Origin of the sequence: Moorena sp. SIO1G6 (genome assembly GCF_010672795.1) — a bacterium.
GTDB lineage: Bacteria > Cyanobacteriota > Cyanobacteriia > Cyanobacteriales > Coleofasciculaceae > Moorena > Moorena producens.
The window spans coordinates 82,729-96,357 of the sequence record NZ_JAAHFZ010000016.1; the positions used below are offsets into that span (position 1 = coordinate 82,729).

Here is a 13,629-nt window from a genome sequence, read left to right on the forward strand (position 1 = left end):
TCAGGGCATAAATCTTGTTAAAGCTTAATCCTTAGTGGGAAATCAACTCAGAAAGAAGTAGACATTAACTCATCCAGGCGAGCCAGTACTTCGGTGCTATGAATTGCTGGTATCACACCAAGGAATATTTCCCGTAGAATGCCTTCTGGATCAATGATATAGGTATGGCGTAGGGACATAATACCTAGCCAAGAACCATAAGCCTTGCTGACAGAGCCATCGGTGTCAGCTAAAAGTGGGAACTGTAAACCTTCTGATTCACAAAACTCCGCGTGAGAATCGACATGATCCACGCTCACCCCTAGGATCTGCGCATTTATCTCCATATATTTGGCCAAATCTTGCTGAAATCGCTGAGCTTCCAAGGTGCAACCACTAGTAAAGTCTTTGGGGTAGAAATAGAGTACGACCCACTTACCGTGATAATCGGAGAGGGACACCGAACCCTTACCAGTATTGGTCGGTAGGGTGAACTCGGGTGCGGGTTCATTAATAGGAGGTTGTTTGCCACCGAGAGCATGGGCAGGGTTGGCAAAATTTATCCAAGCCAGTAAAACGATCAAGCTAGCCAACAGACTGCTGATAAATGCGCGACGAGAGATCATGATGAAAACAGCAAATTATACTTCACATAAGTTTACATCATTGATCAACTAAGACTTTATACACAATTAATCCCGCTTGCCTATGCAGATAATTGACATTTAGCCAATAATTTGTTACATTTATTAATATAAACGGGCTACACAGAGTAAATTAGCGGAGCAAAGAACCATGTCCAATCAAGAGTCTAACGAAGCCAAGTTCGGTTTCACCCCTAAAGCAGAAAACTTAAATGGTCGTCTAGCTATGATCGGCTTCATCGCTGCTTTAGTCACAGAATATATTACTGGTCAAGGTGTACTACACTTCTTGGGATTAATGTAGTTCCCAATAGTTAGTTAAATTTGTCAATCTCAATAAATAGCTGGAGTTCTAGTGTTGAACTCCAGCTTTCTTATGTGTTTTTAGCTGATTCCATAGTTTGTTCTACGGAATGTCAGCTAAAATATGAAAACGGTGCGACCCCGTAATTTAATTCGCCATAGGAAAGCGCACCGGAACTAATTTCTGGGTAGGAATTGGGGTAAGGAATGTGATATAATGTCTGTTTGAATACTTATCATGTTTGGTTGATAGCCAATGGAAAATTGAAAATTAACAATTGTTAGGAGTCAATTGACAATTAACATCCATGGTACCAACCGTATTATATGTGATTAACCAGACTTCATACTGACTCCCTATTCCCCACGAAGTAAATTGAACGATAACAGAAAACCCTGATTGCTATCAAGCAGCAGGGTTTTCTATCGGATATATTCCTTGAGAATGCTATTGCGATTTGGATGGCGTAGTTTGCGAAGGGCTTTGGCTTCAATTTGTCGAATCCGTTCCCGCGTGACGTTGAAGATTTGGCCGATTTCTTCCAAAGTCTTCATCCGTCCATCATCTAATCCATAGCGTAGACGCAGTACGTCACGTTCCCGGGGACTAAGGGTATCAAGGACACTTTCTAGGTCTTCCCGGAGTAGATTTTTGGAAACCTGATCTTCTGGGGTTTCACCATCGGCTTCAATAAAGTCTCCCAAGCGGGAGTCTTCTTCTTTACCAATAGGCGTTTCTAAGGAGATGGGAAGTTGAGCTGATTTGGCAATGAATCGCAACTTCTCGATGGTCATTTCCATCCGATCTGCAATTTCCTCTTCTGTGGGCTTGCGACCCATTTCTTGAGAAAGAAGTTTAGTGGTTTTCTTGATCCGCGAGATGGTTTCATAAAGGTGAACGGGTAAGCGGATAGTCCGGGACTGGTCAGCAATAGCACGAGTAATAGCTTGACGAATCCACCAGGTAGCATAGGTAGAAAACTTGTAGCCTTTTTCGTGGTCAAATTTTTCCGCAGCCCGGATTAAACCTAGAGAACCTTCTTGAATCAAGTCTTGGAATGAGAGTCCTCGATTCATGTATTTCTTGGCGATGGAAACCACCAAACGGAGGTTAGACTGCACCATTTTTTCCTTAGCCCGCCGACCGACGTGTAAGCGGTAACGGAAAGCTGGCAGCTCCATATCGACCTCTGTTGCCCATTCCCGATCTCCAGGTTCCCGCTCTAACTGCTCAGACAAGCGCTCCCGCACTCGTTCTAATTCCAACAAATCAGCAATTTTACGGGCTAATTCAATTTCTTCATCAGCTCTGAGTAGACGAATCCTGCCAATTTCCTGCAAATAGAGGCGAATTGAATCTTCTGTATAGTGCTTCTTTTTGCTTTGGGTTCGGCGACGGTTAGATCGCCCCTTACCAGGCTTACTATTTTCCTCGTCAGGTTGAGCGTCCACCAAATCATCTCGGTTCACGTCATCCTCAATCAAGACTTCTAAATCGCTCTGAGGTTGAGCGATTGTTGCGAGTAATTCATTTGCCTGGGTCATGTTTTTTCCTCATGCTCCTTCAGTTTCAGACCAGTAGATGATGTCCGTTGATCTACTTAAGATGGCTTAGTCAGTGAGAACCTTGTTTGTTGCACCCTATGGTGGGTCGAATCGCTTCAGCCGTAGGAATTAGATCGACTCTATTTCCTTGGACTTAACTTGCAGTGAATCTACTATCCATTTAAGTGTTAATACTGAATTTTGGGAAGACTTTTTGATTGTAGCCTTATTTACAAAATTTTGCTCTAGTGTTTATCTGAAAAATTTAGCTTATTTATCTGGTCAAAAGCTTTGAGAAAGTGTAGCAATAAGTACCCACTTTCCTTTATGCCTAGAATATAGTCACTAGTTTAGTACTAATGTTCTATAAAACCCGACAGTTGAACTTCACTAGGTTAATTAACTTGTCCTGTATGATAACCATTGACAAGCTATGGGTCTAGGTAATGATTATTTAGTATTACTTTTGTAATACATTTTCCTAGCCAATGTAGTAACACGCTAAGTGAAAGTACTGCCAAGTAAGTTGATTTAACCAGCTCCTAATTCGGTATTCCTGCGTAAGGGAATGGTGAATCAGGGCATCGGAAATAATCTAGAGAAAGACGATGGGAACATTGCGTAGGGGAAGCAAGTCTCCTCGTCCGATGGAGCTTTCGGTTGATCATTATTTTAATTTCTAATTTTAATTTTTACAGTTTGCTCATTTTTTTGAAAATTTATCAGATTAGCTGAGCACTACATATAGCGTTAAAATGGATAGTATACTCTATATGAAGTATATAGAGTAGGTAATTGGATTAAGTAGTTCACTACAGGAGTAATGAGATGGAAAACCGGAAGCGTCTAGCAAAGCAGTTTTTCTAGGAGTTTACGGTGCGGTGAGTCAGAAAAGCCTAACTCAATTAACAAAACTACTAATTTTCCTGCCATAGCTGGTCAATGCTAACAAATTTGTAACCTTGGTTCAATAGCTGAGGAATTAACTCAGCCGTAGTTTCAACCACATCTTGTCCTCCATAATAACCATCATGTAGGACGATCAGGGAACCGTTTTGAACCTGCTTTAGGACTCTCTCCACGATTATACTGACACCAGGACGTTTCCAGTCTTCTGGAACAACACTCCACATTACTGATCTATAGTTCCACTGGTGCAGTATATTCAAGGTTCGGGGTGTAAATAATCCGTTAGGGGGACGAACGTCTTTTACCTTGTCTGGGTGAATCTGACAAGCTTGAGCGATCGCGTCTTGGGTAAGGAGCAAACTCTGCTGAAGGGCATCCCGTTTTAAAAAGGGAAAAGACTGATGGTAATATCCATGAAGTCCTAACCAGTGACCTTGTTGGTAAACCTCTCTAGCGACACTGGGGGCTTGGTGTACGCAAACGCCCAACCAGAAAAAACTGGCTCTGACTTGGTAGCGGTCTAAGACTTGCAGTAACTTGGGAGTGTACTGTGGATGGGGTCCATCATCGAAGGTGAGTGCGATCGCAGGTGAATTCGTTGCTCCTGACCACAGGCAATTGGGAAAGGCAGGTTTGAGAATTTGGTACAGAATAGGGTATAGGGGAGCAAATTGCATTTAGTCGTAAGTTTGGATGGGGTGGAGTGAATTTGACTAGTTTCCATGTCCTACTTGATCGCATTTTGCGGCGTCGCCAGATTATTTTGATGTTGATCGGCTTTTGTGTAGCAGTAGCGCTTAGCAGTTGTAACACTGTGATTATTACTGAGTATGAAGCTACAGCACTAACCACCTTAACCTGGCGAGTTGAGTATTCTCTTAATTCAACAACTGATAGAGATCCCGATGTTGAGGAGTTTGCTTCCAAGTCCGTAGTCAACCGCAATGGTGAGAAACCAGAAGGTGCTGTAACAGGACCTGATGACAAGGGGTTATGGTGGCCAGTTGTCCCACCAAAACCAACCATTGATGAGGTAGAACAGCGTCAGCCACTTCATCATAAGCCTAGCAAGCCAGAGCTGTTGCGTACAGTTAAATACGATATCACCTATCAAGAGGGGGCACAGACAGTGACACTACCTACTAATTATGACGTTTACCGGCAAGTTGCTAGAGCCTATCCTTACCGGAAACCTCTAAGGCTTACCCTGGGAATCAATGATGCTTCGGTGGAAAAAGCTGATACTAAATGAGCTAAAGCTCTCCCTTGCGGCTGCCCGATGGTGGGGTGTATGGGATAAATGATTAGTTCAATTCACCCCATCACTCGTGATTCCCAAAAATTTTGGGTTTAAAGCCCCGTCCTTCGCTGGATAGAAACCTTATATAGTGGAGCCTTAATCAATAAGTTTTAACCAAAGGTGCGCTTTCCGCATCTAATTATTAAATTCGCCACGGGTCGCACCTCTTTTATGCATAGCCTGCCGACTCTAAAGGCTCCACTATCTTACGGTAACTATCGCCAAAGGCGACGCTTGGCCGTAGGCCACGCCAAAGGCGAACGCGAACAACGGGGTTTTGTTATCTTTCGTATTGACGGTAGATAATATAATGGCTATTATAGAAGGCAAGGAGGAAAAGCAAATGTTTAATCTCACCTACGAGTTCAAGCTCAAACCTACCAAACAACAATCAAAAATCTTTGATGAGTGGCTTGAGATAACTCGCTTGGTATACAACTACGCTTTAGCGGAAAGGAAGGATTGGTACAAATCTCGTAGTTGTCAGATTAATTCTTGCCGCCTCCGTAGTTGCTACATCATTCCCGCTGACACACCGCGTCCTACCTATGCAAGTCAGTGTAAATCTTTGACGGCTGCCAAAAAACAGAACCTTGAACTCAAAAAGATCCAATCTCAAGTGTTGCAGCAAACTTTAAAAAGAGTTGAAACAGCTTTCACCAACATGTGGGAGCGTAACGCTGGATTCCCCCGATTCAAGAAAAAAGGCAGAATGAGGTCTTTTGTTTTTCCTCAAATGAAAGGGAAAAGATTAGAACATGGGTTAGTGAAATTGCCTGTAATTGGTTGGGTAAAATTCCGTCAGTCACGAGAAATTCCTAATGATGCTCAAATCAAGCAAGCTCGTATAGTTAAACGGGTTTCCGGTTGGTACGTCATGCTAACCATTCAATGGAATGTTGATTTACCTCAACCAATACCCCATGGTGAAGCAGTAGGAATTGATGTAGGATTAACTAGTTTTGTTGCTACTTCTAGCGGTCTTTTAATCAAGCGTCCGAGGTTCCTGGGTGATGCCGAACGCAAGCTGAAATTGCTGCAAAAGCGTGTTTCCAGGAAACCTATAGGCTCGAAGAATTGGAGGCGCGCACAAAAAAAGGTAGCAAAACTACACGAGTATGTAGCCAATTGCCGTAAAGATTGGCACAGGAAGCTTTGCCATCATCTGTGCGATCATGCAGGGATGATATTTGTAGAAGATTTGAATCTGGTGGGGCTATCCCGTGGAATATTAGGGAAACACTGCTTAGATGCTGGGTTTGGCCAATTTTTCAAGATATTGGCACAAACTTGTTTTAAGCGTGGGGTGTATTTCCAGAAAGTAGATGCACGTAAAACCAGCCAGATTTGTCCTAATTGTTTGACAGAAACGGGAAAGAAAGAGCTTTCACAACGTACTCACATTTGCTCTGCCTGTGGCTATACAACGAATAGAGATATAGCAGCAGCTCAGGTAGTGGCAATTAGAGGATTAACAGCCGTAGGGCATACGGTGAAGATGCTTGCTGAGGGTAAATTCGTTGGAATCCCATTGAAGCAAGAATCCTCTCGCCTTTAGGCAGAGGAGTGTCAATTTACTCTGACATTAATAACACTGGCGTTGAAGTTATAATCTCTACCTTCTAACTCTACTGGGGTACCAATTTTAATCTTGCTATTGCCTAGGACTACTCCATCTTTGGTGATTGTTGCTTTACCACCTAAGGTGAGTAACATATTAATTCCATAAAAGCTAGGTCTGGGATCTGGTAGTTCTTTGATAGAGCCATCTGGTTGTGGCACCAGGACACTTCTACGCAGAATTTTGACGGATTTGACGTCAACCTGACCATAGGGTTGCTTACGAATCACAATATTAGTCTTCTTGGTCTCCTCCAACTGATTGACCAACACATCTGGTTCAAGCAAGCTTAACCCCCGGACAATAACATCTACTTCTACTGGTTTGGTGCTATTGAGTTGGGCAACGGAACCAGACTCACCAGGAAAGAAGAAGATTCCTACAACTACCAACAAAATCACCAAGGCAGCACCGAAGTCGATAATGCTCACCTTGCCAAACAAACGTCCTTTAGAATCTACAATAGCCATAAACTTGCTTAGGTTTGAGTTCTCCCCGCTTTGAAAAGACGGGGATTCTAAGTTGATGTCGTTACGCGGATTAAAACCGCGCTTGGCGCGCTTTCCAATGGCGAATCTGATTCGCCTTGGGTCGCGCCTCTCCACGACGCTTACGATACCGACTAGGAGAACCTACCTGTATCGTTGCGGCACACTCAAAGATGCCCTACCTCCCTGGCCGTAGGCCACGCTACGCGAACGGATTAACAAAAAAGTTAACCTGTGGATTTACTTTTGATTTAAAAAAACTTTCGGAGTGGTTGTACCAAACAAATTAGGGCAATAAGTCACTACTTTTTGCTGCGTTACTTACCTGTTCCTTGAGGAGTAGGATTAACCCCGTCTCTTACTGGTCGGAATCTCACCGAAAAGCGCAAAAAATCAACGTAACCAACCTTGTTCTTACTCGTCCTTCTATTCTAACACGGTAGCCGGGATAAATCCCGGGGCGCTGGCCTTTGGCCACGCGGGGCGCGTTCGCTGGCCACCCAATAAATTAGGTGGCTAACTCTCGTTTATTATCTTCTCTGTTTTTGTGAAAATTGTATAGTGTAAAGATAACTCCTTAAGGTTCCCTGGCTCTAGGTTGAATGGCTAAGGGGTTTATAACCTAGTTATGAAGGGCTCCTATTAAAGGATATCGGCTGTTAACTGCTTTTGATCTACCTAATACCTATAATTAGAGTTATCCATAACTGGTGAGTGAGAATAACAAACACCAGGTTCGTCTGTGGAACATATTACCCTATTTGGGGTTCAACCATAACGAGGAATGCTACTGGTCAGTAATTATGGCAGACAACTCCTAGTAGAGAGTTGACTTATGATGTTAAAGACAAGGCTCCTCTACAGCAAGCCATGGCTGCAAACCCTTTTTCCAGTGGAAAAAGGGATAATAGCTAAAATAATCTCTTTTCGATTTAATAATTCATAATTTTGCTATGTTCAGCAATATATTATCGATTTACTCCCGTTATCGACGTCATTTGTTATATCCGTTAATCAGCATGCTTCTATCCCTGAGTCTGGTGGTGGGAACAGCCCAGATCGCCCAAGGGGTTCCTTGGTTAGAGCTGCTATTGCGTGGTATTCAGATTATCCAGTTATCTAATATGTCTGATCAACAGGAAGTCCAAATTGGTCAGCAAATTAATCAGCAACTTGTTGGAAAGCAATTTAAGCTCTATCGCAATCGGGAAATTAATCGCTATGTTGATCAAATTGGTCAGCGACTAGCTAAAAGGAGCGAACGTCCAAACATTAACTATACATTCCAGGTGGTCGATGATGGTAATATTAATGCCTTCGCTACCATGGGAGGATTTGTTTATATTAACACGGGTTTAATCGCAGCAGCAGACAATGAAGCTCAACTGGCAAGTGTAATGGCTCATGAGATTGGTCATATCGTAGGTCGTCATAGTATCCAGCAAATTAAGCAAGCCGCGATCGCTAGAGGTTTAGCAGAAGCGGCTGGAGTTGATAGCAACACGATGGTTAATCTGGGCGTGGAATTAGCACTACGTCGTCCCAACAGTCGTCAGCATGAATTTCAAGCGGATGAACTAGGTATCAAGAACTTAAAACAAGCAGGCTATGCTCCGATAGGATCAGTAGACTTTATGAAAAAACTACTCAAGCAAAGAGGCTTTATTCCAGGGTTTTTGAGTACTCATCCGTCAACAGCAGACCGAATTGATTCCTTGGAGCAGTCTATCGATTCAAATCGTGCCTATGTTGGTGATGGATTAAACAATCGGGCTTACAAAAACAAAACTCGTGCAGTCCGCAACCAGAAAAAAGCTGCCCTCAAAAGGACAACAGGTCGTAGAGGGCGAGTGCTCAGATCAGCACAGCTAGCTCAAGAGCCGCAAGCTTGCCCAATAGTTTTTTTGTTAACCTCTAGAACCGTCAGGAGGTAATCAACACTTGACGTCGGCATATTTTACTAGGTTCTATCTTGGTCACGGCTTCTTCCAAGGGGAATTGGCGAACATAACCCCGAAAGACGTTAACTTGATAAACAAGATTATTGGTAATGTCTAGACCTGTCATCCAACCACTTTTGGGATGATAAGCACCAGTGTCTATATCTAGCCAACCACAACCTTGGGCTATTGTACCGGGAGCCACTCCTGGTAAGGTGAAAGTCATGGTGTGACCGGTGATGATCAGCTTGTCGAGAAAGTAAGGTTCACGCATACTGTGAAATTCATCCCGAATCCAACAAAATTGCTCAACGGTTTGCTCCTCAATGGTCATGCGAGGATTAACCCCGGCATGAACTAGCCAGGTATCTCCTAAATCAATGTAGGTTGGCAGTGTTTTGATCCAATCTAGGTGATCTTGGCAGACTTTTCCACCATAGCTGTTGATAGTAGTTTCACCACCACTATAGAGCCAGGCTTGTCGTGTTGAGTTAGGTACTGAATTGTTACCGATAATTTCTAGTAACATCAGCTCATGATTACCTAATAAACAGGGGTGAGCATTTTGCTTGACAAATTCCACAACCTGAGCACTCATCGGTCCTCGATCAATCAAGTCTCCGAGAAAATAAACGGTGTCGTCACTAGTGGGTGCGATCGCATCCAATAAGGTCATAAGAGGATTATAGTGACCATGAACGTCACCGATAACAATACGACGGTGGGTCATTACTTTACTTATCCAAATCTAATTTCGTTAAATATCAGGTAGATCCCTTCATATAAAATTTAAGGTTAATGGCTTTAGGCATCAGATTTCTAGGTTAAATGGCTAAGCGGGTTCTGACCAGCGTATGAAGCAGCCCTCCTCAAGCACAGAGGCTATCAACTGCTTTTGTTGTAGCTAATACCTAATACCATTAGCCTCATACCTATTTGTAGATATATGCACCGATTCTGTGAGAGTGGTCTTCCTTTTAAGATATTTCCTATTCCTGAATAGAGTCGTTAAGTGTAATAGTTTTGAGGAATAGGCTCAAGTAGCTAGTTTAACTTGTCTTATAAGTATTTATGTGTAGTGTCTATGTAAATTTATCATGAACTACCCGGATTTGCTACGGTTAAGTCGGGGTTTACGACCCAACTTGTTGCTACAAAAGCGGGTATTGAACCCAGTTTTTGAAGGGATTACACCTGCCCCTTAACAAGACGGGGATTGAAAAGATTCAGTTAAAATTAATAGCATCCCCTACCGATACCAAAGGCTGTCTGCAATGAACAAGCCAACTACTCTGATTTGAACAAAAACCGTGTCTTCTTCTGGTCTGCCTTTGATTAATACCCTCAAACAACCTACTAGCCAGGCTTGGATCGAGCAAGCCCTTGCAAACCTTGATGTTATTTTACTTGACCATTCCCATTGTGAACGTAAAGCGGCTGGAGTAGCACTGAATTTAATGTTTCGCTACCCATCCTACAGTAAACTGGTGCGTCAGCTGACGGTGATTGCCCGTGAGGAACTAGAACATTTCGAGCAAGTTAACCAGTGGCTAGAAAAGCGTAGCATTCCCTTAGGTCCCCTTTCTTCACCACCCTATGGAGCTGGATTGAAAGCTCAGATTCGCCGAAACGAACCAGAACGGTTGTTGGATTCTTTACTAGTTGCTGGACTGATCGAGGCTCGTTCTCACGAACGTTTGGGATTACTAGCAACTCACTGTTGTGATCCATCTTTAGCAAAATTTTATCGTAGCTTGATGGCATCTGAGGCTCGTCACTATGGTGTTTACTGGGTACTGGCTGATACCTATTTTGAGCGAGTACTGGTAGCTCAGCGGTTGGATGAGTTAGCAGTTAAAGAAAGTGAGTTGCTGGTTACCCTTTACCCAGAACCAAGAATTCACAGTTAGCAGCCAGTCTCCTCAAAGAAGTAGTCAAACTATACCAGAGCAGTGGGTATCAACCATAAACTGTTGTGGAAAACAATTGGTGCGTTCGCGTAGCAGCGACCTATGAGCATCGCGTAATGCTTAAGTCATTGGTTTGCGCTTGATAAAAAATGCTCTCAAGCCAGCTGCCTGAGCACCCTGATAGTCTTGTTGAAAACTATCACCAATATGAAAAGCCTCCTGAGCACTACAGTGATGTTTTTGTAAAGCAGCAGCAAAAATCTGTGGATCAGGCTTGGCAAAGCCAGTTTGGGTCGAAATTGTGATGGAGGAGAAAAATTCTTCTAATTTTAGGGCTTTTAAGACAAGATGAAGACGGGAATCAAAATTTGATACGACACCCAACTCAATACCACTATGCTGCCATGCTTTCAGAGCTGGGATAACATCCGGATAAATAAACCAAGGTTGAGCAGTGGCAAAGTGCCCATAGAGTTCGTCAAAAAAATCAATGAAATCGGTGAACTGGTCAAGTACACCAACTTGTTCAAAGGTGCGGGAGGCAATCACCCACCACCATTCAAATTCTCGCTGGGGAATTTCTTCAGGATCTATTTCTGGAAAAACCGCTGGTTCTGCTGAGGCGAAGGCTTTGACAAAGGCTTTGTCCAAAGCTGAAGCAGGTACTGTAACCCCAAATTGATTAGCGATCGCACTATAAACTTCCCCTACACTCCCTTGAACACCAAATAGGGTACCGACAGCATCTAGAAAAATTACTCGCGGTTTTTCCATGGTTAATGGTTAATTGTTAATGGTTAATTGTTCATTTAATTTCAATTTTCCATGTTCCTGTATATATGCCTTTATGTTCCAGACAGCAGATCAGTTAATGGTCGAGTAATCCAGTTCATGCCAACTTTCAGTTGGTGCTCTATAGTTGGCATTCGATAAAGATAGGCAAGTCGCCGCACTATGTGGGCTAAAGGACCATCCAGCTTCAGACCTAAACCACTCAGAGTTGCATTGTCTTTCCCCAAAGTCATCATCTCTCCCAACTGCTGGTAACGGAAGGGGAGCAGGGGACGCCCAGTTAAAGAAGCCCAGACATTCCAACCCACATAATCGGCTTGCTGAAAAGCGGATTGAGCTGTATTGGGAACTGGTTGATTATCAGCATCTCGGCAATCGGCTAAATCACCTAGGGCAAAAATTTCGGGATGGTCAACCGCTTGTAACCTGTAGGTGGTAGTCAGCTGACCACGGTGGTTTTGTTTGAGCGGAAGCGATCGCACAACTGGTGTCACTCTTGTGCCTACTGTCCACAGCACCAAATCTACGGGAATAGTATCCACCTGTCCTTTATACAACAGAGAAATGGTGTCAGGTCCAATGGACTCAACACTGGTTTCCAAATCAATCCAGACTTTCTGTTCATTTAAAGCTTTGCGTGCTGCTTCTCGGTTAAAGTCCGTTGATGTTCTTAGAATCACATCACCGAGTTCAATCAACCGCAACCTTCCGCGCTCTCCCAACCGTTCGGCTAGATGGCAAGCTAGTTCAACACCAGAGTAACCTGCACCAACTATAGCGATCCGGATTTTATCTGTATCGGATTCTTCCAAAATCCGTAAGCGTTCTTCCAGGTGATAGGCATCAGTAATAGTTCGGAACGGGATAGCATACTCAGCCACCCCAGGCACCTGCTCTAAAGGGGTTTCTCCACCTAGGGCTAACACCAGGCGATCATACTGAAATTCCGATCCAGTCTCTAACTGTACCTGCTGCTGTTCTACATCAATGCCTGCTACCGCTGCCTGAGTAAACCGTACACCTGTGTTTGCTAACAATTCTTCATAGGGTGGAGCAATTTCCCAGGTTTGTAGTTCGCTGGTGATCAGTTCATACAACAGCGGTGAAAATAAGAAGCGATCATTTTGATCAACCAAGACAATTTCTGGTTGTTCGAGCTTTTCCCAAGGCAGCTGGCTTAAGCGTAGGGCTGTATAGAGACCCCCAAAGCCTCCACCGAGAATGCAGATTCGGGCTGGTTGTTTAGTCATGGTTGATTGAATCGGGGATGTCGTGTTAGGGGAACTTCTTTTAGCTTGATCCGCGCTTATGCCCCATATCCGTACCAAAGGTGGGCGTGGGATGAATGGCGGAGGCGGAACTTTGTTTTTTTATTTTCATCTATAATGAAGATAGCAGGGAAAACAAATTAAGAGCTAACCGCCACCTGCGTGCCTAAAAAATAGAACGAGTTGTATTGTTCCGGTGGGTCGGGGCATCCCGTGTCGTTAATAAAGCTTGCCGAACGCGCCCCGCGTGGCCTACGGCCTTGTATCCTAACCGTTGGGTGGAGTTGGCAAGAAGCCTACACTGAACTCTAAGACTCAGTGTAGGAGTATGTCACGATAGCAAGGCTATTACAACAGGATAGCTGGGTTTAACCGATACTTTTTAGCTACCAAAACCTACCAAAGGCAAATTCTGGCTCGCCAATGCAAGATGCAATAGCATCCAGGGGGTATCTCCCAAAGCTCTGACGGAATATCCCGCGAGCGCCATAAAAATGTCAAAAAAGTCTAACACCGGGATAGAGAGCGCAACTACTAAACCCTTGATTTTCGGCTTTAATTTAAGTTACATAATAATCCCTGTCGGTGTTACCGTAATTTAAGTTTAACAAATAATCAGAGTTTTTGGTAGACTCTGCGACATTTTCTCTAGCTGTTTACTAACCTCCCCCATAGTTAATACCAATTCTTCAAAGTAGGACTATAGATACAGATGGGGAGCTCGGGAGTGTCACGAGTGTCGAGAGTGTTGGCAGTGTCGGGAGATGGCCAGATTAAATTGATGTATAGCCCTAATGCCCCAGAATTGGGATATAAGCGTGAAAATGATTTCAATTTTTATTTTCTAGTTTCTATTTTTTAACTGTTTTATCCTGATCAACCACGCTCTACCTTGAATATTGATTGATGTAACTGTTGCTTTAGACAACA

General features: G+C 43.5%; 14 protein-coding genes. 6 read left to right on the top strand and 8 right to left on the bottom strand.

All coding sequences use genetic code 11. The annotated features are described in order from the left end of the window. Positions 1-47: 47 nt before the first annotated feature. Entirely contained in the window at positions 48-605 is a 558-nt protein-coding gene (locus F6K63_RS17415) for a peroxiredoxin (protein WP_008182023.1), read from the bottom strand. Positions 606-774: 169 nt separating this feature from the next. Between F6K63_RS17415 and F6K63_RS17420 the strand changes: the two genes are divergently transcribed. Continuing rightward, positions 775-927: a CAB/ELIP/HLIP family chlorophyll-binding protein gene (locus F6K63_RS17420; protein WP_008182021.1), complete on the top strand. Its 153-nt coding sequence runs from the start codon at positions 775-777 to the stop codon at positions 925-927. A gap of 422 nt (positions 928-1,349) precedes the next feature. On the opposite strand, the gene rpoD is transcribed toward F6K63_RS17420, so the two are convergent. Further along, a complete protein-coding gene (gene rpoD, locus F6K63_RS17425) occupies positions 1,350-2,471 on the bottom strand; it encodes an RNA polymerase sigma factor RpoD (protein ID WP_008182019.1) in 1,122 nt (373 codons plus the stop codon). 917 nt (positions 2,472-3,388) lie between these two features. Next, positions 3,389-4,057, bottom strand: a complete 669-nt coding sequence (locus F6K63_RS17430; RefSeq protein WP_287247572.1) for a polysaccharide deacetylase family protein — start codon at positions 4,055-4,057, stop codon at positions 3,389-3,391. A gap of 26 nt (positions 4,058-4,083) precedes the next feature. Between F6K63_RS17430 and F6K63_RS17435 the strand changes: the two genes are divergently transcribed. The 3 genes from F6K63_RS17435 (at position 4,084) to F6K63_RS17445 (ending at position 6,238) form a co-directional block, all read left to right on the top strand. Beyond that, a complete protein-coding gene (locus tag F6K63_RS17435) occupies positions 4,084-4,632 on the top strand; it encodes a hypothetical protein (RefSeq protein ID WP_008182016.1) in 549 nt (182 codons plus the stop codon). 168 nt (positions 4,633-4,800) lie between these two features. Beyond that, positions 4,801-4,986 carry a hypothetical protein gene (locus tag F6K63_RS17440; protein WP_131826851.1) on the top strand — a complete coding sequence of 62 codons (186 nt, stop codon included), beginning with the start codon at positions 4,801-4,803 and terminating at the stop codon, positions 4,984-4,986. 37 nt (positions 4,987-5,023) lie between these two features. Then, positions 5,024-6,238, top strand: coding sequence for an RNA-guided endonuclease InsQ/TnpB family protein (locus F6K63_RS17445; RefSeq protein ID WP_287247597.1), 1,215 nt, complete (start codon positions 5,024-5,026; stop codon positions 6,236-6,238). Between the two features lie 11 nt (positions 6,239-6,249). Here the strand turns inward: F6K63_RS17445 and F6K63_RS17450 are convergent, their stop codons facing one another. Further along, the gene (locus F6K63_RS17450) at positions 6,250-6,771 is read right to left on the bottom strand and encodes a DUF4330 domain-containing protein (RefSeq protein WP_008182013.1); all 522 of its coding nucleotides are present in this window, start codon (positions 6,769-6,771) and stop codon (positions 6,250-6,252) included. Positions 6,772-7,742: 971 nt separating this feature from the next. Here F6K63_RS17450 and F6K63_RS17455 point away from each other — a divergent pair. Continuing rightward, positions 7,743-8,723, top strand: a complete 981-nt coding sequence (locus tag F6K63_RS17455; protein ID WP_081431826.1) for a M48 family metallopeptidase — start codon at positions 7,743-7,745, stop codon at positions 8,721-8,723. On the opposite strand, the gene F6K63_RS17460 is transcribed toward F6K63_RS17455, so the two are convergent. After that, on the bottom strand, positions 8,713-9,459 hold the full coding sequence (locus F6K63_RS17460) for a metallophosphoesterase family protein (protein WP_008182011.1): 747 nt from the start codon (positions 9,457-9,459) through the stop codon (positions 8,713-8,715). The genes F6K63_RS17455 and F6K63_RS17460 overlap by 11 nt on opposite strands. Positions 9,460-10,039: 580 nt before the next feature. Between F6K63_RS17460 and F6K63_RS17465 the strand changes: the two genes are divergently transcribed. Continuing rightward, positions 10,040-10,639, top strand: coding sequence for a MiaE family protein (locus F6K63_RS17465; protein WP_287312769.1), 600 nt, complete (start codon positions 10,040-10,042; stop codon positions 10,637-10,639). A 120-nt stretch (positions 10,640-10,759) separates the two neighbouring features. Here F6K63_RS17465 and F6K63_RS17470 read toward each other — a convergent pair whose 3' ends face one another. From F6K63_RS17470 to F6K63_RS17480, 3 genes are all read right to left on the bottom strand, one after another. Then, the gene (locus tag F6K63_RS17470) at positions 10,760-11,413 is read right to left on the bottom strand and encodes an HAD-IA family hydrolase (RefSeq protein ID WP_287312770.1); all 654 of its coding nucleotides are present in this window, start codon (positions 11,411-11,413) and stop codon (positions 10,760-10,762) included. A gap of 71 nt (positions 11,414-11,484) precedes the next feature. After that, the gene (locus F6K63_RS17475; RefSeq protein ID WP_287312771.1) at positions 11,485-12,681 is read right to left on the bottom strand and encodes an NAD(P)/FAD-dependent oxidoreductase; all 1,197 of its coding nucleotides are present in this window, start codon (positions 12,679-12,681) and stop codon (positions 11,485-11,487) included. Positions 12,682-13,374: 693 nt separating this feature from the next. Continuing rightward, the gene (locus F6K63_RS17480; RefSeq protein WP_154659740.1) at positions 13,375-13,533 is read right to left on the bottom strand and encodes a hypothetical protein; all 159 of its coding nucleotides are present in this window, start codon (positions 13,531-13,533) and stop codon (positions 13,375-13,377) included. Positions 13,534-13,629: the final 96 nt, after the last annotated feature.